Annotated in this window: 17 protein-coding genes; 9 read left to right on the plus strand and 8 right to left on the minus strand. The window is 70.1% G+C overall.

The window, feature by feature from the left end; translation table 11 throughout:
* The first annotated feature begins 12 nt into the window (after positions 1-12).
* The 3 genes from gcvH (at position 13) to H504_RS0117695 (ending at position 3104) form a co-directional block, all read left to right on the plus strand.
* A complete protein-coding gene (gene gcvH, locus H504_RS0117685) occupies positions 13-390 on the plus strand; it encodes a glycine cleavage system protein GcvH (protein WP_026423856.1) in 378 nt (125 codons plus the stop codon).
* Complete coding sequence (locus tag H504_RS0117690) at positions 390-1667, plus strand: serine hydroxymethyltransferase (protein ID WP_035304739.1); 1278 nt, start codon at positions 390-392, stop codon at positions 1665-1667. Before gcvH ends, H504_RS0117690 begins: the two co-directional genes overlap by 1 nt.
* Before the next feature lie 63 nt (positions 1668-1730).
* Complete coding sequence (locus H504_RS0117695) at positions 1731-3104, plus strand: L-serine ammonia-lyase (protein ID WP_026423858.1); 1374 nt, start codon at positions 1731-1733, stop codon at positions 3102-3104.
* Between the two features lie 510 nt (positions 3105-3614).
* On the opposite strand, the gene ku is transcribed toward H504_RS0117695, so the two are convergent.
* The 4 genes from ku to H504_RS38805 form a co-directional block, all read right to left on the minus strand.
* Positions 3615-4568, minus strand: a complete 954-nt coding sequence (gene ku / locus H504_RS0117705) for a non-homologous end joining protein Ku (RefSeq protein ID WP_026423859.1) — start codon at positions 4566-4568, stop codon at positions 3615-3617.
* Between the two features lie 64 nt (positions 4569-4632).
* On the minus strand, positions 4633-5424 hold the full coding sequence (locus tag H504_RS0117710) for a SigB/SigF/SigG family RNA polymerase sigma factor (protein ID WP_026423860.1): 792 nt from the start codon (positions 5422-5424) through the stop codon (positions 4633-4635).
* The gene (locus tag H504_RS0117715) at positions 5421-5876 is read right to left on the minus strand and encodes a hypothetical protein (protein ID WP_035304741.1); all 456 of its coding nucleotides are present in this window, start codon (positions 5874-5876) and stop codon (positions 5421-5423) included. The genes H504_RS0117710 and H504_RS0117715 overlap by 4 nt, the downstream gene beginning before the upstream one ends.
* 78 nt (positions 5877-5954) lie before the next feature.
* Positions 5955-6431 carry an ANTAR domain-containing protein gene (locus tag H504_RS38805; RefSeq protein ID WP_051385995.1) on the minus strand — a complete coding sequence of 159 codons (477 nt, stop codon included), beginning with the start codon at positions 6429-6431 and terminating at the stop codon, positions 5955-5957.
* Between the two features lie 422 nt (positions 6432-6853).
* Here H504_RS38805 and H504_RS0117725 point away from each other — a divergent pair, with 422 nt between their 5' ends.
* The 5 genes from H504_RS0117725 to H504_RS0117745 all read left to right on the plus strand — a co-directional run bounded on the left by H504_RS0117725 (position 6854) and on the right by H504_RS0117745 (position 10610).
* Positions 6854-7150, plus strand: coding sequence for an iron-sulfur cluster biosynthesis protein (locus H504_RS0117725; RefSeq protein ID WP_026423862.1), 297 nt, complete (start codon positions 6854-6856; stop codon positions 7148-7150).
* Positions 7151-7236: 86 nt separating this feature from the next.
* A complete protein-coding gene (locus H504_RS0117730; protein WP_026423863.1) occupies positions 7237-7782 on the plus strand; it encodes a hypothetical protein in 546 nt (181 codons plus the stop codon).
* 135 nt (positions 7783-7917) lie between these two features.
* Positions 7918-9318, plus strand: coding sequence for a dihydrolipoyl dehydrogenase (lpdA, locus tag H504_RS0117735; RefSeq protein ID WP_026423864.1), 1401 nt, complete (start codon positions 7918-7920; stop codon positions 9316-9318).
* A 134-nt stretch (positions 9319-9452) separates the two neighbouring features.
* Positions 9453-9956, plus strand: a complete 504-nt coding sequence (locus tag H504_RS0117740; protein WP_026423865.1) for a hypothetical protein — start codon at positions 9453-9455, stop codon at positions 9954-9956.
* A 126-nt stretch (positions 9957-10082) separates the two neighbouring features.
* Positions 10083-10610: a hypothetical protein gene (locus tag H504_RS0117745; RefSeq protein ID WP_157440490.1), complete on the plus strand. Its 528-nt coding sequence runs from the start codon at positions 10083-10085 to the stop codon at positions 10608-10610.
* Positions 10611-10767: 157 nt separating this feature from the next.
* On the opposite strand, the gene H504_RS0117750 is transcribed toward H504_RS0117745, so the two are convergent.
* Together H504_RS0117750 and H504_RS42060 are read right to left on the minus strand one after the other, a co-directional pair.
* Complete coding sequence (locus tag H504_RS0117750; RefSeq protein ID WP_026423867.1) at positions 10768-11004, minus strand: hypothetical protein; 237 nt, start codon at positions 11002-11004, stop codon at positions 10768-10770.
* Positions 11005-11068: 64 nt separating this feature from the next.
* On the minus strand, positions 11069-11236 hold the full coding sequence (locus H504_RS42060) for a hypothetical protein (protein ID WP_169735417.1): 168 nt from the start codon (positions 11234-11236) through the stop codon (positions 11069-11071).
* Positions 11237-11489: 253 nt separating this feature from the next.
* Between H504_RS42060 and H504_RS0117760 the strand changes: the two genes are divergently transcribed.
* Entirely contained in the window at positions 11490-12140 is a 651-nt protein-coding gene (locus tag H504_RS0117760; protein ID WP_157440491.1) for a choice-of-anchor P family protein, read from the plus strand.
* A gap of 118 nt (positions 12141-12258) precedes the next feature.
* Here H504_RS0117760 and H504_RS43665 read toward each other — a convergent pair whose 3' ends face one another.
* Positions 12259-13710, minus strand: coding sequence for a glutamate synthase subunit beta (locus H504_RS43665; RefSeq protein WP_026423870.1), 1452 nt, complete (start codon positions 13708-13710; stop codon positions 12259-12261).
* Positions 13703-18220: a glutamate synthase large subunit gene (gene gltB / locus H504_RS0117770; protein WP_026423871.1), complete on the minus strand. Its 4518-nt coding sequence runs from the start codon at positions 18218-18220 to the stop codon at positions 13703-13705. Before gltB ends, H504_RS43665 begins: the two co-directional genes overlap by 8 nt.
* Positions 18221-18382: the final 162 nt, after the last annotated feature.

Below are 18382 nucleotides of genomic sequence, written 5' to 3' on the forward strand. Positions count from 1 at the left end.
AACGAGATCCAGATGAGCAACCCGGAGAACCTCGGCTACACCGCGGAGCACGAGTGGGTCGACACGGCCGACCTGACCGCCGCCACCGTCGGGGTGACCAAGTACGCCGCCGACTCCCTGGGCGACGTGGTGTACGTCCAGTTGCCCGAGGTGGGCGCGCAGGTGACCGCGGGCGAGTCGTGCGGCGAGATCGAGTCGACCAAGTCGGTGTCGGACCTGTTCGCCCCGGCGGACGGGGTCGTGGTGGAGATCAACGAGGCGGTTGTGGACACCCCCGAGCTGGTCAACACCGACCCGTTCGGTGACGGCTGGCTGTTCCGGCTGCGCGTCGAGAGCGAGCCGGAGCTGCTGGACGCCGCCGCGTACGCCGAGCACACGAAGGAGGGCTGATGGCCGGGGGTTCGTTCGGCCAGTCGCTGGCCGAGGTCGACCCGGAGGTCGCCGCGGCGGTCGCCGGTGAGCTGGCCCGCCAGCAGAACACGCTGGAGATGATCGCCTCGGAGAACTTCGCCCCGGTGGGCGTGCTCGAGGCGCAGGGCTCGGTGCTGACCAACAAGTACGCCGAGGGCTACCCGGGCAAGCGCTACTACGGTGGCTGCGAGCAGGTCGACGTGGTCGAGCAGTTGGCCATCGACCGGGTGAAGGCGCTGTTCGGCGCCGAGCACGCGAACGTGCAGCCGCACTCGGGTGCCTCGGCCAACGCCGCCGCCATGTTCGCGGTGCTCAAGCCGGGGGACACGATCCTCGGCCTCGACCTGTCGCACGGCGGGCACCTCACGCACGGCATGAAGATCAACTTTTCCGGCAAGCTGTACAACGTGGTCGCCTACCACGTCGACAAGGACACCGGCCGGGTCGACATGGCCGAGGTCGAGCGGCTGGCCAAGGAGCACAACCCGAAGCTGATCGTGGCGGGCTGGTCGGCCTACCCGCGCCAGCTCGACTTCGCCGAGTTCCGCCGGATCGCCGACTCGGTCGACGCGCTGCTCATGGTCGACATGGCGCACTTCGCGGGCCTGGTCGCCGCCGGGCTGCACCCGAGCCCGGTCCCGCACGCCCAGTTGGTCACCACCACCACGCACAAGACCCTCGGCGGTCCGCGCGGCGGCGTGGTGCTGTGCACCAAGGAGCTGGCCAAGAAGATCAACTCGGCGGTGTTCCCCGGCCAGCAGGGCGGCCCGCTCGAACACGTCATCGCCGCCAAGGCGGTCGCGTTCAAGATCGCCGCCTCCGCCGAGTTCGCCGAGCGCCAGCGCCGGGTACTCGAGGGAGCGCGGATCCTCGCCGAGCGGCTCACCGCGCCGGACTGCGCCGAGGCCGGGGTGAAGGTGCTCAGCGGCGGCACCGACGTGCACCTGGTGCTGGTCGACCTGGTCGACTCCCGGTTGGACGGGCAGCAGGCCGAGGACCGGCTGCACTCGGTCGGGATCACGGTCAACCGCAACGCGGTCCCGTTCGACCCGCGGCCGCCGATGATCACCTCCGGCCTGCGCATCGGCACCCCCGCGCTGGCCACCCGCGGCTTCGACGCCGCCGACTTCACCGAGGTCGCCGACATCATCGCGGTCGCGCTGCGGCCCGACCTCGACCAGGCGAGCACCGACCGGCTGCGCGACCGCGTCGCCGCGCTGGTGCGCCGCCGCCCGCTCTACCCGGAGCTGGGCTGATCGACCGCCCCGGGCCGCGCCGAGACCCGGCGCGGCCCGGCGGCCTAACAAGGAGGAAACGTCGTGGCGGTCAGTGTCTTCGACCTGTTCAGCATCGGCATCGGGCCGTCCAGCTCGCACACCGTCGGGCCGATGCGCGCCGCGCTGATGTTCGCCGACGGGCTGCGCGCGGCGGGAGCGCTGGGCGACACCGCCCGGGTGCGGACCGAGCTGTTCGGCTCACTCGGCGCCACCGGCCACGGCCACGGCAGCGACAAGGCGGTGCTGCTCGGCCTGGAGGGGGAACGGCCGGAAGACATCGACACGGACTCGGTGCCGTCCCGGGTCGCCGCCATCCGGGAGACCGGGCGGCTCCGGCTGCTGGGTTCGCACCCGATCGCCTTCACCGAGGACACCGACCTCGTCATGCACCGGCGCAAGTCGCTGCCGTTGCACCCCAACGGGATGACCTTCGTGGCGTGGTCCGCTGACGGGACCGAACTGTCGTCACGGACGTACTACTCCGTGGGCGGCGGTTTCGTGCTCGACGAGAACGCCGCGGACGGGCCGGTGATCTCGGCCGACACGACGCCGGTGCCGTTCCCGTTCCGCACCGCGGCGGACCTGTTGGCGCACTGCGCGTCCAGCGGGAAGACGATCGCGCAGGTCATGCTCGCCAATGAACTGGTGTGGCGTACCGCGGCCGAGGTGCGGTCGGGGCTGCTGGCGATCTGGCAGGTCATGCAGGACTGCGTGGCGCGGGGGTGTGAGCAGGAGGGCGTGCTGCCCGGGGGGCTTCGCGTGCCTCGGCGGGCGAAAGCGTTGCACGACAAGCTTCTCGCGGAGAGCGGTGAAGGGGATCCGCTGTACGTGATGGACTGGGTGAGCCTGTTCGCCTTGGCTGTCAACGAAGAGAACGCCTCGGGTGGGCGGGTCGTGACCGCGCCGACGAACGGTGCTGCGGGGATCATTCCTGCGGTGTTGCACTACTACACGCGGTTCTTGTCGGTGGCGAATGATGATGGGGTTGTTGACTTCCTCCTCACCGCTGCGGCGATTGGGGTGGTGTTGAAGGAGACCGGATCGATCTCGGGGGCTGAGGTGGGGTGCCAGGGAGAGGTCGGGTCTGCTTGCGCGATGGCCGCGGCGGGGTTGACCGCGGTGCTGGGTGGGTCGGTGGCGCAGGTGGAGAACGCGGCGGAGATCGGGTTGGAGCATCATCTCGGGTTGACGTGTGACCCGGTGGGGGGGTTGGTGCAGATCCCGTGCATCGAGCGGAACGCGGTGGGGTCGACGAAGGCGATCAACGCATCGCGGATGGCGTTGCGGGGGGACGGGACGCATGTCGTGCACCTGGACAAGGTGATCAAGACGATGCGGGAGACGGGGAATGACATGCACACGAAGTACAAGGAGACGGCGCGTGGGGGGTTGGCGTTGAATGTGATCGAGTGTTGAGGGGTGTGGATCTTGTGGGTTGTCGATCTTGTCGGGGGGCTTGGGTAGGCTGTTTATTCAGGGGCTCAAGTTTGGGTTGATCATGGTGCTTGGGCGGGTGGGCGTTCTTGTCGGGGGGTCGGTCTAGGCTGTGTATTTGGGGGCTTTTCGTCGGGTTGATCTTGGTGTGAGGGGGCACTGGACCTCGGCTGCGCCTCGGGGTTCGGCCTGGTCGCCTGGCGGCGACGCCGGCCTCGGGCGCCAGATAAATGCGGGGTGCCCGTTGTGGTGAAGTTGTTTTGTTTGGGGCCCCTAGCGGCAGCCTGGGTAAGGCTAAAAGGCGGGGCCACTGGAAAGCGTGGCCTTACCCGCCAGCCGGCTTAGGCCACCGCTCCCCCCAAACAAAACAACTCCACCACAACGGGCAGTTGGTGTCGGCGGGTCCCGAGGCGCGCGGCGCAGGCTGGCGGCCTTCGTCGATGGGGGTGGGGGTGGACCTTTGGGGTGGCGCTTGGTGATTTGTTGTTGTGGTTAGGAGGCTGCTTGGGTTTTTGTGGAGGCGGCGGTGATGGCTTGGTGGAGTTCGTCGCGGGTCATTTTGGAGCGGCCCTTGATGTCGAGTTCGCGGGCGCGTTTGTCGAGGTCTGATTTGGTGAGGGAGGTGAGGTCGTCCTCGGTTGGGTTTGGGGTGGGGGTGGTGCGCTTTTTGCGGCTTTCGACGCTTTTGCTGAGGGCTTCGAAGAGGTCGATGACCTTGGTGGGGGACTGGGGGGCTTCTTCGGCGACGATGTCGCGGCCGTCTTTTTTGTCCTCGATCAATTGTTCTACGCGTTGGGTGTAGGTGTCGTGGTAGTCGTCGGGGTTCCACTGGTCGGTCATGGAGTCGATGAGGTTGATGGCCATGTCGAGTTCTTTGCCGCGTGCGGGGGTGATTTCCGGTAGGGACTTGATTTCCTTGGCGGGGTCGCGGAGGTCTTCGACGAAGAGCATGGTGGTGAGGACCAGCAGGTCGTCGTCGGAGGCGCGGATGGCTGTCAGGTATTCCTTGCCGCGCATGACGAAGGTGGCTACGCCTGCTCGGTTGGTCTTTCGCATGGCTTGGAGGAGGAGGCTGTAAGCTTTCGAATACTCCTCTTTGGACGGGGCGAGCCAGTACGTCTTCTGGAAGTGGATGGGGTCGATCTCCTCGACCGACACGAATGACGAAATGTCAATCGTGCGGGAGCGGCCGGGGGCGATGTGGTCCAGTTCTTCCGGTTCGATGATGACGTACTCACCGCCGCCGACTTCGGCGCCCTTGACGATGTCGGCGTAGGCGACCTCGGCGCCGGTGCGTTCGTTCACCCGCTTGTAGCGGATGCGGTCGGAGGTGCCGCGTTCGAACTGGCGGAAGCTGATGGTGTGGTCCTCGGTGGCGCTGTAGAGGTCCACGGGGACCGTGACCAGCCCGAAGTTGATCGCACCGTGCCAAATCGGTCGTGCCACGCCTGCCTCCCCGACTCCTGGGTTACTCCATCAGTGTGTACCAGGAAGGGGGCGAAAGTCCTGTTCAGCGCTCGTCGGTGACCAGACCGGCACGCAGCGTCTCCAGGGTGCGGGCCAGCAGGCGGGACACGTGCATCTGCGACACGCCGATCTTCTCGGCGATCTGGGTCTGCGTCATGTTCCGGAAGAACCGCAGCAGCAGGATCCGGCGTTCCCGTTCCGGGAGTCGCTCGATCAGGGGACGCAGTGACTCGTGGTCCTCGATGCCGAGCAGCGCCGAGTCGTCCTCGCCGAGGGTGTCGGCCAGCGGGTCGGAGTCCGGGTCACCGGCGGAGAGGGCCTCGTCCAGCGACACCGACTGGTAGACCTGACCGGCCTCCAAGCCCTCGTACACCTCTTCCCGGCTCATCCCCAGGTGAGCGGCGATCTCGCTCGGCGTCGGCGCCCGGCCCAGCCGCTGGGACAGCTCGTTGCCCGCGGCGGTGATGGTCAGGTGCAGCTCCTTCAACCGGCGCGGCACCCGCACCGCCCACGCCGTGTCCCGGAAGTACCGGCGCACCTCGCCCATGATCGTGGGGACGGCGAACGACAGGAAGTCGATGCCCCTGGTCGGGTCGAACCGGTCCACCGCGTGGATCAGGCCCACCATGGCGACCTGCGTCAGGTCGTCGCGGGCCACACCGCGGTGGGCGAACCGCAGCGCGATGTGCTCGGCCAGCGGCAGGTGGCCGGTCACCAGCTTGTCCCGCACCACCTCGCGGTGCTGGTCCTCCTCGGGCAAGTCCGCCAACTCCGTGAACAGCGGCGCCAAGTGGCTGTACTCGTGCGCGGAGCCGGTCGGTGTCTCCGCGTTCACCCGGCACCCGCCGTCCCGGTCCGCAAGACGTTGATGTGCACCTTGGGTCTCCCGTCCGAACCGGGGGCAACACCGCACTCGACACTATCGGCGAGAGCGGTGAGCACCTGCCACCCGAACGAGGTGGTATCGGGGCCCGCGTCGTCCACCGCCTCGACCGACGCGTCCACCTCCAACGCCCCGGCGTGCGGCACGAACGCGCACTCCAGCACCGCGCCCGGCGCGGCCAACCCGACCAGCGTGGCGGCGACCTCGTCCACCGCCAGCGTCAGGTCCGCCCAGGTGTCCGGGTCGTCGTCCAACCCGGCCGCCAACACCCCCGCGACCGTCCGCAACACGGGCAGGTTCGCCAGGTCCGCGCGCACCCGCACGGCCACCCGACCGCGCACCGGCCGACCGCCGTTCGGGACGTCCCCGGACGACGAGTGCGCGTTCTGCTCGCCGCTGGTCATCGGCACGGGGTTCCGGTCATGTCGACCACGTACCCGCAAAACCGGCCGGGGACACGTGCGCGTTCGAGTGGCCGCCGCTCACGGACGGGCCGAGTCCGCGATCGGGCCGAGCACCTCGTAGGGCGGCACCCACCCCTGCTCCACCAACACCCGGTACAGGTCGTGCACCGCCTGGTCCAACTCCGCCCGCTCCTGACCGGCTTTCGCCAGCGCCCGCGCCGCGTCCAGCAGCGCCTCGTCCAACCGCACCGGCGCCACTCCGGCGTCCGGCTCGGACTCGTCACCGCCGATGTTGCGCCGCAGGTAGCTGTCCAGCGGCTCGACCGACGGTTCGGCGAACATGCCGACCACCAGGTGCGCGACCCGGTGCAGCTTGGTGTTGTACTGCTGGGAGAGCCGCACCAGCGCGTCGAACGCCTCCTTCGGCGAACACCGGCGCAACACCACCAGCACGCCCATGGCCTGCTCGATGGTCGCCCGGGTGCGCAGGGCGCGCCGCAGACCGTCCAACTCGGACTGCAACTGGGCCACCCGCGAGTTCGGGTCCGGCGTCACCGGCGCCCTCCGGCTCGCCCCTGCGGTCTTCGCACCGCGGTGCCCATATGACGGTCTTCCCTCCCGCTCCGCGTCCATCCGGCCGACCCCGGCGCGACGTTGGGGTCGACACAGGGGCTGTCCGCGTTCGGCGAGGGGACGCGTCACGAGCGACAACACCGCCGGGAGACCGGCGGGGTCGGGCAGCACGCAGCCCCTCGCTTCCCGCGAGTGCCGGGCGGCGAGGTCCCCGAAGGGCCTGCTGGCTCGGGCTGTCGCCCCCGGCGTGCTGCGGCTGCTTGCTCAACCGCTACCGGAGCACTCTAAAGATCACGCCGAAGCGGGCACAAGGCGGGTCGGGTCCCGCCCGGCGGGCCGCGGCCGTTCCGCCTACGGTGGGTCGCGCAAGCCGCACGACAAGGTGACACGGAAAGGAGCCAGACATGCTGGCGGTGACAGAGGCGGCGGCGGACGCGATCAGCGCGCTGACCGCGCAGGACGGGGTGCCGGAGACCGGGGGGCTGCGGTTCACCCTGGTCACGCCCGAGGTCGACGGAGCACCACTGGCGGTGGCGTTGGCACCCGAACCGGTGGCGGGCGACCAGGTGGTGACCGCGAACGCGGCGCAGGTCTTCCTCGAGCCGGGGGCGGCCGAACTGCTCGCCGACAAGGTCCTCGACGTGCAGCCCGACGCGGAGGGCCAGCTCAACTTCGCGGTGCTGCACCAGCCCACCGACTGAGGTGTGATCTGCGCCTATCGAGTGATTGAAACCACCTGACCTGGGTAGCCAGCGGACGGGGGATTTTCGGACTCGGGAGGCGGAACATGGCACGCGGCACGCGGTTGACGGTGGTCCCCACGGCGCAGGCACCGCTGTGGCGCGGGCTGGACTACGGGCCCGCGGTGGTCGTGCTCAGCCCCGCAGCCGCGAGACCCGCCGATCTCCCGGTCGCCTGGCAACCGCTGGAACAGCTCTACCAGGTCGCCTGGTGCGCCATCCCGCCGGGAGCGGACGGCGCGGGCTCCCTCGACCGGGTCGAGGACGTCTTGGAGACGCTGGCCGACCGGCGCACCCGCACCCAGGTCGTCGCGCACACCGCGCTGACCGACGTGGCCTGCCGCATCGCGGCCGAGTTCCCGGACATCGTCCGCGGCCTCGTCCTCGTCGGCCCCGGCCGCACACCGGAACCGACCGGGGTACCGACCCGTCGGGTCACCCTGGCCAAGACCGCCGTCGGGCCGGGCGCACTGGCCCGGCCCGACGTGGTCGACGACATCACAGCCGCCTTGGCGGCCGCGGACCACCGTGCCCCGCGCGAGGCGGAGTCAATCCGCATTCGCTGGACCGCTCCCGAAGCCGTCGGCGAGTAAGGCGATCGCGCACTCTTCCCGCAGGCGACTGCCATCCACAGTGGCCAGGACCCACCGGTTCCGGCCGGTGTGGGCGGGGTCGCGGTTGTGGGCGGTGCCGGGCGTCGGCCAGGGTGGGGCGAATATCGTGGTGGTATGAGCACACACTTCGACGTCGTGGTGGTTGGGGCGGGGCCGGGCGGGTACGTGGCGGCGATCCGGGCGACCCAGCTCGGGCTGTCGACCGCGATCATCGAGGAGCGGTACTGGGGCGGTGTCTGCCTCAACGTCGGCTGCATCCCCTCCAAGGCGCTCCTGCGCAACGCCGAGCTGGCGCACATCCTCCAGCACGAGACCAAGACGTTCGGCATCCAGGTCGACGGCTCGATCAGCCTCGACTACGGCGCCGCCTTCCAGCGTTCCCGGACCGTGGCCGACGGCCGGGTCAAGGGCGTGCACTACCTGATGAAGAAGAACGGCATCACCCAGTTCACCGGGTGGGGCACGTTCCGCGACGCGAACACCATCGACGTCAAACTCGCCGACGGCGGCAGTGAGACCGTCACGTTCGGCAACGCGATCATCGCGGCGGGCGCGACGACCCGGCTGCTGCCGGGCACGAAGCTGTCCGAGCGCGTCGTCACCTACGAGGAGCAGATCCTCTCCGACACGCTCCCGGCGAGCATCGTGATCGCGGGCGCAGGCGCGATCGGCGTCGAGTTCGCCTACGTGCTGCACAACTACGGCGTCAAGGTGACCATCGTCGAGTTCCTGGACCGGATGGTGCCCTTGGAGGACGAGGAGGTCTCCAAGGAGCTGCTGCGCCGGTACAAGAAGCTCGGCATCGACGTGCGGGTCGGCACCCGGGTCGAGGAGATCGACGACTCGGGCGACAAGGTCAAGGTGACCGTGGCCAAGGGCGACACCCGTGACGTCATCGAGACGGACAAGGTGCTGCAGGCGATCGGGTTCGCGCCGCGGGTCGACGGCTACGGCCTGGAGAACACCGGCGTCCGGCTGACCGAGCGCAAGGCGATCGACATCGACGGGTTCTGCCGGACGTCGGTGCCGAACATCTTCGCCATCGGCGACGTCACCGCGAAGCTGATGCTGGCGCACGCCGCCGAGTCCATGGGCGTCATCGCGGCGGAGACCATCGCGGACGCGGAGACCATGGAGCTGGACTACGCGATGATCCCGCGGGCGACCTACTGCCAGCCGCAGATCGCCAGCTTCGGCTACACCGAGGCGCAGGCGCGGGAGAAGGGCTACGACGTGCAGGTCGCGAAGTTCCCGTTCACCGCCAACGCCAAGGCGCACGGCCTGGGCGACCCGGGCGGTTTCGTGAAGCTGATCAGCGACAAGCGCTACGGCGAGCTGGTCGGCGGCCACCTGATCGGGCCCGAGGTCACCGAGTTGCTGCCGGAGCTGACCCTGGCCCAGCAGTGGGACCTGACCGTGCACGAGGTGGCCCGCAACGTGCACGCGCACCCGACGCTGGGCGAGGCGGTCAAGGAGGCGATCCACGGCCTGGCCGGACACATGATCAACATGTGACCCCGGGTGGGTGAACTCCACCGCCGCCCAACTGGGCGTCGTCCGATTCGGACGACGCGCGCCTGAGCGCGTCGGGTGCCCGGGGTGCACGCTGCAAGGCGAGCCACCCCGGTGCCCGACGTGAAAGGCGAGCCATGTCCCGTCTGCTTTCCCGCCTGCTGCCCACCTCCGTCGCCCTCGTCGCCGCCGCGGCACTCGCCACGCCCGCGCACGCCGCGCTGACCCCGACCTTGACCGCCTCGTTCAGCGTGGGCGCGTCCGCGATCAACGCGACCCGCAACCTGGTGCTGGTCGCGCACAACTCCGACGCGCCGACCATTTTCAGCTACGGGTTCACCGCGACCATCCCGGCCGGACTCACCCCCGCGGGCGCGCCGAGCACCGATTGCGGCGGTACGACCGTGTCCACCACCCCGCTGGGCCGGAGCGCGTTCGGTCCCGCGCCGAACAACGTCTACGTCGAGGGATCGATGTACCTCGGCCTCAACACGTGCACGATCACCGTCCCGGTCACCGCGACCACCGAGGGCACCTCCTCGTTGTGCCCGGCGGGCATCGCGGACCTGAGCGGCCTGACCAACTTCGCGTCCTGCGTGTCGATCTACTTCGAGGCGCCGCACCCGTCCCGCGCGGGCTGAACCACCGCCCGGGTGGGTGAAAACCACCACCTGTCCGATGGGGATGTCCGGTGTGGATGGTCCACATCGGGTACCAGGTTGAGGAGCACCGGTCTGGTGCGCAGGTGATCGTGAAAGGTGACCCCGATGCGAAGTTCGTATTCCCGCCTGGTGCCCGCCGCCGTCGCGGCCGCCGCGGTCGTGGTGGCAGGCACGGCGATCCCCGCGCAGGCCACGGTGGGGTCAACGCTGACCGCCGCGTACAGCGTGGGCGCCTCGGCGATCAACACGGCGCGGAACCTGGTGTTCACCATCTCCAACCAGCCGATCGTGCCGCAGAACTTCAGCTTCCAGTTCCAGGTGACCCTGCCGCTGACCTTCACCGTGTCCGGGACGCCGACAACCACGTGCAGCGGCGGCACCATCACCGACTCGCCGCCGTTCCGCAGCGCGACCTCGGAACGGACCATGCTGCCCGCGGTGATGAAGTACGTCACCGGTTCGCTCAACATGTCCACCGCCTCCTGCACGGCCACGATCCCGGTCACCACCACCACCGAGGGCACCTACAACACGTGCGCCGCGAACATCACCGGCACATCCGGTATCGGGACCAACCTGAGCACCTGCGCGTCGATCTACTTCGAGGCGCCGCACCCGTCGCGCGTTCGGTGAGCCGCCGGTCGGGTGGGTGAAATGCCGCGGTCCGACCGGTGTGGACACCCACGCACCGGGTACCGGGGAAGGTGACGAGCGCCGTCCCCAGTGCTCGGTGCGAAAGGTGACGTCGATGCGATGTCCGTTCCGTCGCTTGGTGCCCGCCGCCGTCGCTCTACGCGGCGTACGCGGTGGAGGCCTCGGCAATCAACACGCCGCCGATGCTGCTGTTGTCGGTCGGTAACTCGACCATCCCCACCTCGTTCAGCTTCACCTTCACGGTGACCCTCCCGGTCGGCTTCACCGTGTCCGGGACGCCGACCAGCACCTGCGTGGGCGCCGGGGTCTCCGACTTGCCGCCCACGGTCCGGAACCCGTTGCCGCGCGTGGTCAAGTACGTCAGCGGCAGCATGACCCCGGCCTTGCCCTACCGCGCCGTGTCGATCCCGGTCACCACCCGTCGCGCGTTCGGTAGGTCAGGCCCGGCGGGTGTGTTCGGCGTCGTAGGCGAGGTCGGCGTAGTCGGGGGCGGGGTCGGTCTCCTTGAGGATGACCATGTCCTCGGGGCGAACCCGGGCGGGCAGCTCGCCAAAACGCACATGCCGCAGGAACGAGAACTCCGCATCGGTGAACTGCTCTGCCATGCCGCGATTGTGCACTCCGCAGCCACCGGCTGGACAGGGTTCGCTCGACCGGGTGGGCCGCGCGCCCATTCGGCCGCCGCATCTGCTCATGAGCACGCATGTGCACTCGGCGCTGCGTGCGCACGATTGGGAGAAGGGTGATTCGGCGGGGCTGTTCGGCTGGAACGTGCGCTGTACGGGAGCACTCCGGGTGGCCGCGGGGCCATGATCCAGGTGGCCCACATCGTTGGGCCGGAATCGGAGGAAACCTCGCATGCGCAGTGTTGCCCGCCGGATGATCCCCGCCGCGCTCGCCCTGGTGAGCGCCGCCGCGGTCGGGCTGGCCCAGCCCGCCGCCGCGGCCGTCCCCTACCACTTCGAAGCCCACGCGTCCGGGCTCACCGCCACCACCCCGCTCGGGTCGACCAACCTCGTCCCGGCCGACGTGTCCAGTTCGACCCCCGCCTCCAGCGGGCAGACCTTGTCGCCCCCGGCGGTGCCGCTCGTCGGTACCGTGGGCACGGTCAGCGTCAGCGCCGCGGGCACCGAGGACGCGGCGGGCCTGCGCACCTCGACCGCCAACGTGTCGGTGAGCAACGTCAGCCTGCTCACCATCCCGCTGCTCGGCACCGTGGTGACCGCCGACTCGATCGGCTCCACCGCCACCACGACCACCGACGCCGTGGGCAACCGCTCGTCGAGCGGTTCGGCCACCTTCACCAACCTGCGGGTACTCGGCAACCTGATCCCGAACCCGGTGCCCGACCAGACGATCTCGATCGGCGTGCTGGGCACCGTCCGGCTCAACCACGTGGTGAACGCCGGGTCCAGCGTCTCGGTCACGCCGGTCTCGATCAACCTGACCATCCCGGTGGTCGGCGCCATCAGCGCCAACGTGGCGGGGACGAACACCGCGCTGACCTGATCGGCGCTGCCGGGCACCGTGCCGACCTGCTGACGGCATCGGCGTCCACGGGCGTCCAAACAAAGCACGGCCCCCGCGAGCGCCATTGCTCGCGGGGGCCGTTGTCCGGGGGAACCGGTCAGACCAGGGGGCGGTCCGTCGGTTCGATCGGGCGGGGCAGGACGGTGCGCTGGGTCAGGTAGGTGTCCACCTCGGCCGCGGCGGAGCGGCCCTCGGCGATGGCCCAGACGATCAGCGATTGGCCGCGGCCCATGTCGCCCGCGGTGAAGACTCCGTCGACCGAGGTCTGGAAGTCGCGGCCGCGGGCGACGTTGCCGCGGTCGTCGAGGTCGACGCCGAGGTCGGTGAGCAGGTCGGCCTTCTCCGGGCCGACGAAGCCCATGGCCAGGGTGACCAGGTCGGCCGGGATCTCCCGGGTGGAGCCCTCGACCGGGGCGAACCGGCCGTTCTCCATGGCCACCTCGGTGATCCGCAGGGCGCGGACATTGCCCGCGTCGTCGCCGACGAACTCGGTCGTCGACACCGAGTAGACGCGTTCGCCGCCCTCCTCGTGGGCCGAGGTCACCCGGTACAGCATCGGGTAGGTCGGCCACGGGTGCGCCTCGGCGCGCGAGAGCGGCGGCTTGGGCATGATCTCCAGTTGGGTGACCGAGGCCGCGCCCTGCCGGTGCGCGGTGCCGACGCAGTCCGCGCCGGTGTCGCCGCCGCCGATGACGACCACGTGCTTGCCCCCGGCGTGGATGGGGGAGCGGTCCAGCCTGCCCGCGGCCACCCGGTTGGCGGGCGGCAAGTACTCCATCGCCTGGTGCACCCCGGCCAGGTCGCGGCCGGGGACGGGCAGGTCCCGCCACGCCGTCGCGCCGCCGGCGAGCACCACCGCGTCGTACTCGGCGCGCAACTGCTCGGCGGTGACGTCGACGCCCACGTTGACGCTCGTGCGGAACTCGGTGCCCTCGGCGCGCATCTGGTCGAGCCGCCGGTCCAGCCGGGCCTTCTCCATCTTGAACTCGGGAATGCCGTAGCGCAGCAGCCCCCCGACGGCGTCGGCCCGCTCGAAGACCACCACGTCGTGGCCCGCGCGGGTCAGTTGCTGCGCCGCGGCCAGCCCGGCCGGACCGGAGCCGACGACCGCGACCTTCTTACCGGTCTTGGTCGCCGCGATCTGGGGCGTCACCCAACCCTCGTCCCACGCGCGGTCGACGATCGACACCTCGACGCGCTTGATCGACACCGGGTCGTCGTTGATGCCCAGTACACACGCCGACTCGCACGGGGCCGGGCAGAGCGTGCCGGTGAACTCGGGGAAGTTGTTGGTCGCGTGCAGCCGCTCGGCCGCCCGCTTCCAGTCCTCCTTCCACACCAGCGTGTTCCACTCGGGGATCAGGTTCCCCAACGGACAACCCTGGTGGCAGAACGGAATCCCGCAGTCCATGCACCGCCCGGCCTGCTGCTGCACCCGCTCGTTGCCGAACTCGTCGTAGACCTCGCGCCAGTCCTTGAGCCGCAGGAAAACCGGCCGGTGGGTGGCGTTCTCGCGCTTGGTGGTCAGAAAGCCCTTGGGGTCAGCCATGTGCGGCCTCCATGATCGCCTGGTCGATGTCGCGGCCCTCGGCCTCGGCGGCGGCCCGCGCGGCCAGCACCCGCTTGTAGTCGGTGGGCATCACCTTGGTGAACCGGCTGACCTCGTTGTCCCAGTCCGCCAGCAGCGCCCGCGCCACCGCCGAGTCGGTCTCGGCGGCGTGCCGGGCGACCACCTCGCGCAGGAAGTCGGCGTCCTCGACCGCGAGCGGGTCCAGGTCGACCATCTCCGGGTTGACCCGGGCGGGATTCAGGTCGAGCACGTAGGCGATGCCGCCGGACATGCCCGCCGCGAAGTTCCGGCCGGTCTGCCCGAGCACGACGACCCGACCACCGGTCATGTACTCGCAGCCGTGGTCGCCGACACCCTCGACGACGGCCAGCGCGCCGGAGTTGCGCACGCAGAACCGCTCGCCGACCTTGCCGCGCAGGAACACCTCACCGGAGGTGGCGCCGTAGGCGATGACGTTGCCCGCGATGACGTGCTGCTCGGCGGCGAACTGCGCGCCATCGTGCGGCCGCACGGTGATCCGACCGCCGGACAGGCCCTTGCCGACGTAGTCGTTCGCGTCGCCGATCAGCCGCAGTGTCACGCCGCGGGGCAGGAACGCGCCGAACGACTGGCCGGCGGTACCGGTGAAGGTCACGTCGATCGTGTCGTCGGGCAGGCCCTCGCCGCCCCACCGCTTGGTCACCTCGGAGCCGAGCATGGTGCCGACGGTCCGGTTGACGTTGCGCACCGGCAGCTCCAGCCGCACCTTGTCGCCCGAGGCCAACGCGCCCTCGGCCAACTGGATCAGCGTGTTGTCCAGCGCCCGCGCCAAACCGTGGTCCTGCGCGACGGTCTGGTGCCGGGCGGCGCGCGGCTCAAGCGGCGGCACGAAGAAGATCGGCGCCAGGTCCAGCCCGGCGGCCTTCCAGTGGTCGACCGCGGCGCGGGTGTCCAGCAGCTCCGCGTGGCCCACGGCCTCCTTGAGGGAGCGGAAGCCAAGCGCCGCAAGGTATTCGCGGACCTCCTGGGCGATGAACTCGAAGAAGTTCACCACGTACTCCGCCTTGCCGCTGAACCGTGACCGCAGCACCGGGTTCTGCGTCGCCACACCGACCGGACACGTGTCGAGGTGGCAGACCCGCATCATCACGCAGCCGGAGACCACCAGCGGCGCGGTCGCGAACCCGAACTCCTCGGCGCCCAGCAGCGCGGCCACCAGGACGTCGCGGCCGGTCTTGAGCTGACCGTCGGTCTGCACCACGATCCGGTCGCGCAGCCGGTTGGCCAGCAGGGTCTGCTGCGTCTCCGCCAGACCCAGCTCCCACGGCCCGCCCGCGTGCTTGATCGACGACAGCGGCGACGCGCCGGTGCCGCCGTCGTGCCCGGAGATCAGCACGACGTCCGCGTGCGCCTTGGACACCCCCGCCGCGACCGTGCCGACCCCGACCTCGGAGACCAGCTTCACGTGGACGCGGGCCGCCGGGTTGGCGTTCTTCAGGTCGTGGATCAGTTGCGCCAGGTCTTCGATCGAGTAGATGTCGTGGTGCGGCGGCGGCGAGATCAACCCGACCCCCGGCGTGGAGTGCCGGGTCCGGGCGATCCACGGGTACACCTTGGTGCCGGGCAGTTGACCGCCCTCGCCCGGCTTCGCGCCCTGCGCCATCTTGATCTGGATGTCGTCCGCGTTGACCAGGTACTCGCTGGTCACGCCGAACCGGCCGGAGGCCACCTGCTTGATCGCCGAGCGGCGGGCCGGGTCGTAGAGCCGCTCCGGGTCCTCGCCGCCCTCACCGGTGTTCGACTTGGCGCCCAACCGGTTCATCGCGATCGCCAGCGTCTCGTGCATCTCCTGCGAGATCGACCCGTAGGAGATCGCGCCGGTGCCGAACCGCTTCACGATCTCGCTGACCGGCTCGACCTCTTCGACCGGCACCGGCGGGCGCACGCCCTCCTTGAACGCGAACAGCCCGCGCAGCGTCTTCAGCGCCGTCGACTGGTCGTCGACGAGCCGGGTGTATTCCTTGAAGACCTCGTACTTCCCGGCCCGGGTGGAGTGCTGCAGCTTGAACACCGTCTGCGGGTTGAACAGGTGCGGCTCGCCCTCGCGGCGCCACTGGTAGTCGCCGCCGACGGCCAGCTCCCGGTGGTCGGCGTGCACCCCGTCGGCCGGGAAGGCCACCGAGTGCCGCTGCCGGACCTCCTCGGCCAGCACGTCGAACCCGATGCCGCCCAACCGGGACGTGGTACCGGTGAAGCAGGCGTCGACCACCTCGGCGCCGAGGCCGAGCGCCTCGAAGATCTGCGCGCCGTGGTACGAGGCCACAGTGGACACACCCATCTTGGACATGGTCTTGCGCACGCCCTTGCCCAGCGCCTTGATCAGGTTGCGGGTGGCGGTGTGCGCGTCGGTGCCGGGGATCAGGCCGCGGTCGGCCATGTCCTCCACGGTCGCCATCGCCAGGTACGGGTTGACCGCGGACGCGCCGTAGCCGATCAGCAGCGCGACGTGGTGCACCTCGCGGGCGTCACCGGACTCGACCACCAGGCTCACCTGGCTGCGCGTCTTCTCCCGCACCAGGTGCTGGTGCACGGCGCCGACCAGCAGCAGCGACGGGATGGGCGCCGACTCGGTGTCAACACCCCGGTCGGACAACACGACCACGCGCGCGCCCGCCTTGATCGCCTGGGACACCTCGGCGCGGATCTGGGACAACTGCTCGCGCAGCGCGTCACCGCCGCCGCGCACGTCGAACCGGCCGTGGACGGTGACCGCGTGGAACTCCGGCAGGTCGCCGTCGTCGTTGGCGTGCACGATCTTGGCGAGCTCGTCGTTGTCCAGCACCGGGAACGGCAGCGTGATCCGGCGGCACGAGTCGGCGCCCGCGCCGAGCAGGTTCGGCTCCGCGCCGAGCTGGGTGCCCAGCGAGGTCACCAGCTCCTCCCGGATCGCGTCCAGCGGCGGGTTGGTCACCTGGGCGAACAACTGGCTGAAGTAGTCGAACAGCGGCCGCTGCGCCCGGGACAGCGGCGCCAGCGGGGCGTCGTTGCCCATCGACCCGATCGGCTCGGCGCCGGTGCGGGCCATCGGTTCCAACAGGACGGTCAACTCTTCCTCGGTGTAGCCGAACGCCTGCTGCCCGCGCACCAGCGACGCGTGCGTCGGCACCTCGCGCTCGCGCCGGGGCAGGTCCGCCAACGGCAGCAGACCCGTGGCGACCCACTCGCCGTACGGGTGCTCGGTGGCCAACTGGCCCTTGATCTCCTCGTCGTCGACCACCCGGCCCTGCGCGGTGTCCACCAGGAACATCCGGCCCGGTTCGAGGCGGCCCTTGCGCACCACCGTCGTCGGGTCGATGTCCAGCACGCCGACCTCGCTGGCCAGCACGACCAGGCCGTCCTCGGTCACCCAGTAGCGGGCCGGGCGCAGGCCGTTGCGGTCGAGCACCGCGCCGATCTGGGTGCCGTCGGTGAACGCCACCAGCGCCGGACCGTCCCACGGCTCCATCAGCGTCGAGTGGAACTGGTAGAACGCCCGACGCGCCGGGTCCATCTCGGCGTGGTTCTCCCACGCCTCCGGGATCATCATCAGCACCGCGTGCGGCAGGCTGCGGCCACCCAGGTGCAGCAGCTCCAGCACCTCGTCGAAGCTCGCCGAGTCGCTGGCACCGCGGGTGATCACCGGGAAGATCCGCTTGAGGTCACCGGGGATCAGGTCACCCGCCAGCAGCGACTCGCGCGCGTCCATCCAGTTCCGGTTGCCGCGCAGCGTGTTGATCTCGCCGTTGTGCGCGACGAAGCGGTACGGGTGCGCCAGCGGCCACGACGGGAACGTGTTGGTGGAGAACCGGGAGTGCACCAGGCCGATCGAGCTGGTCACCCGCTCGTCGGCCAGGTCCGGGAAGAACGCCTCGACCTGCGGCTCGGTCAACATTCCCTTGTAGACGACCGTGCGCGAGGACAGCGACGAGAAGTAGACGTCGGCGGCGTGCTCGGCGCGCTTGCGCACGCAGAAGGCCAGCCGCTCCAGGGCCAGCCCGGACACACCGTCGGCGGCGGCGAGGAACAACTGGGTGAAGTGCGGCATCACGGCGGCGGCGGTCGCGCCCGCGTGCTCGCGGTTGACCGGCAGCTCACGCCAGCCGAGGACGACCGCGCCCTCCTCGGCCGCGATCGATTCGACGACGGCGACAACCTGGGCCCGCTCCGCCGCGTCCACCGGGAGGAAGGCGGTGCCGACCGCGTACGCACCGGCGTCGGGCAGGTCGAAACCGGTGACGGCGCGGTAGAACGCGTCCGGCACCTGGATCAGGATCCCGGCACCGTCACCGGTGTCCGGCTCGGCGCCCCGGGCGCCGCGGTGTTCCAGGTTGCGCAGGGCGACGAGGGCTTTGGCGACGATGCCATGGTCCCGGCGGCCCGCGAGGTCGGCGACGAAGGCCACCCCGCAGGCGTCGTGCTCGTACTGCTCGTCATAGAGACCACCTGCGAGGTGGTCTTGGCGGGTCGTCACAGCTAGCGGCCCTCCCAGTGCTCTGGAGGCGCGCACGCGGGCACGTGGATCCAGCGGCTGGGGGTGGGCACGGGTGCACTCCGACCAGCCGCGGCGGCCCGGTGCCGCGCGTCGAAACGGTGCGGCGGATACGGCTTCGCCCAGGCTCAGGCGGTGGAACGC

This window comes from Actinokineospora inagensis DSM 44258, from assembly GCF_000482865.1.
Taxonomy (GTDB): Bacteria; Actinomycetota; Actinomycetes; order Mycobacteriales; family Pseudonocardiaceae; genus Actinokineospora; species Actinokineospora inagensis.

Coding starts and splice junctions, on each gene's coding strand:
- H504_RS0117715 (WP_035304741.1), bottom strand. CDS start 5,876: ATGACCAGCGGCGAGCAGAACGCGCACTCGTCGTCCGGGGACGTCCCG.
- lpdA (WP_026423864.1), top strand. CDS start 7,918: ATGAGCACACACTTCGACGTCGTGGTGGTTGGGGCGGGGCCGGGCGGG.
- gcvH (WP_026423856.1), top strand. CDS start 13: ATGAGCAACCCGGAGAACCTCGGCTACACCGCGGAGCACGAGTGGGTC.
- H504_RS43665 (WP_026423870.1), bottom strand. CDS start 13,710: ATGGCTGACCCCAAGGGCTTTCTGACCACCAAGCGCGAGAACGCCACC.
- H504_RS0117690 (WP_035304739.1), top strand. CDS start 390: ATGGCCGGGGGTTCGTTCGGCCAGTCGCTGGCCGAGGTCGACCCGGAG.
- H504_RS0117745 (WP_157440490.1), top strand. CDS start 10,083: ATGCGAAGTTCGTATTCCCGCCTGGTGCCCGCCGCCGTCGCGGCCGCC.
- H504_RS0117760 (WP_157440491.1), top strand. CDS start 11,490: ATGCGCAGTGTTGCCCGCCGGATGATCCCCGCCGCGCTCGCCCTGGTG.
- H504_RS0117725 (WP_026423862.1), top strand. CDS start 6,854: ATGCTGGCGGTGACAGAGGCGGCGGCGGACGCGATCAGCGCGCTGACC.
- H504_RS0117730 (WP_026423863.1), top strand. CDS start 7,237: ATGGCACGCGGCACGCGGTTGACGGTGGTCCCCACGGCGCAGGCACCG.
- H504_RS0117750 (WP_026423867.1), bottom strand. CDS start 11,004: ATGCTGCCGCTGACGTACTTGACCACGCGCGGCAACGGGTTCCGGACC.
- H504_RS42060 (WP_169735417.1), bottom strand. CDS start 11,236: ATGGCAGAGCAGTTCACCGATGCGGAGTTCTCGTTCCTGCGGCATGTG.
- H504_RS0117740 (WP_026423865.1), top strand. CDS start 9,453: ATGTCCCGTCTGCTTTCCCGCCTGCTGCCCACCTCCGTCGCCCTCGTC.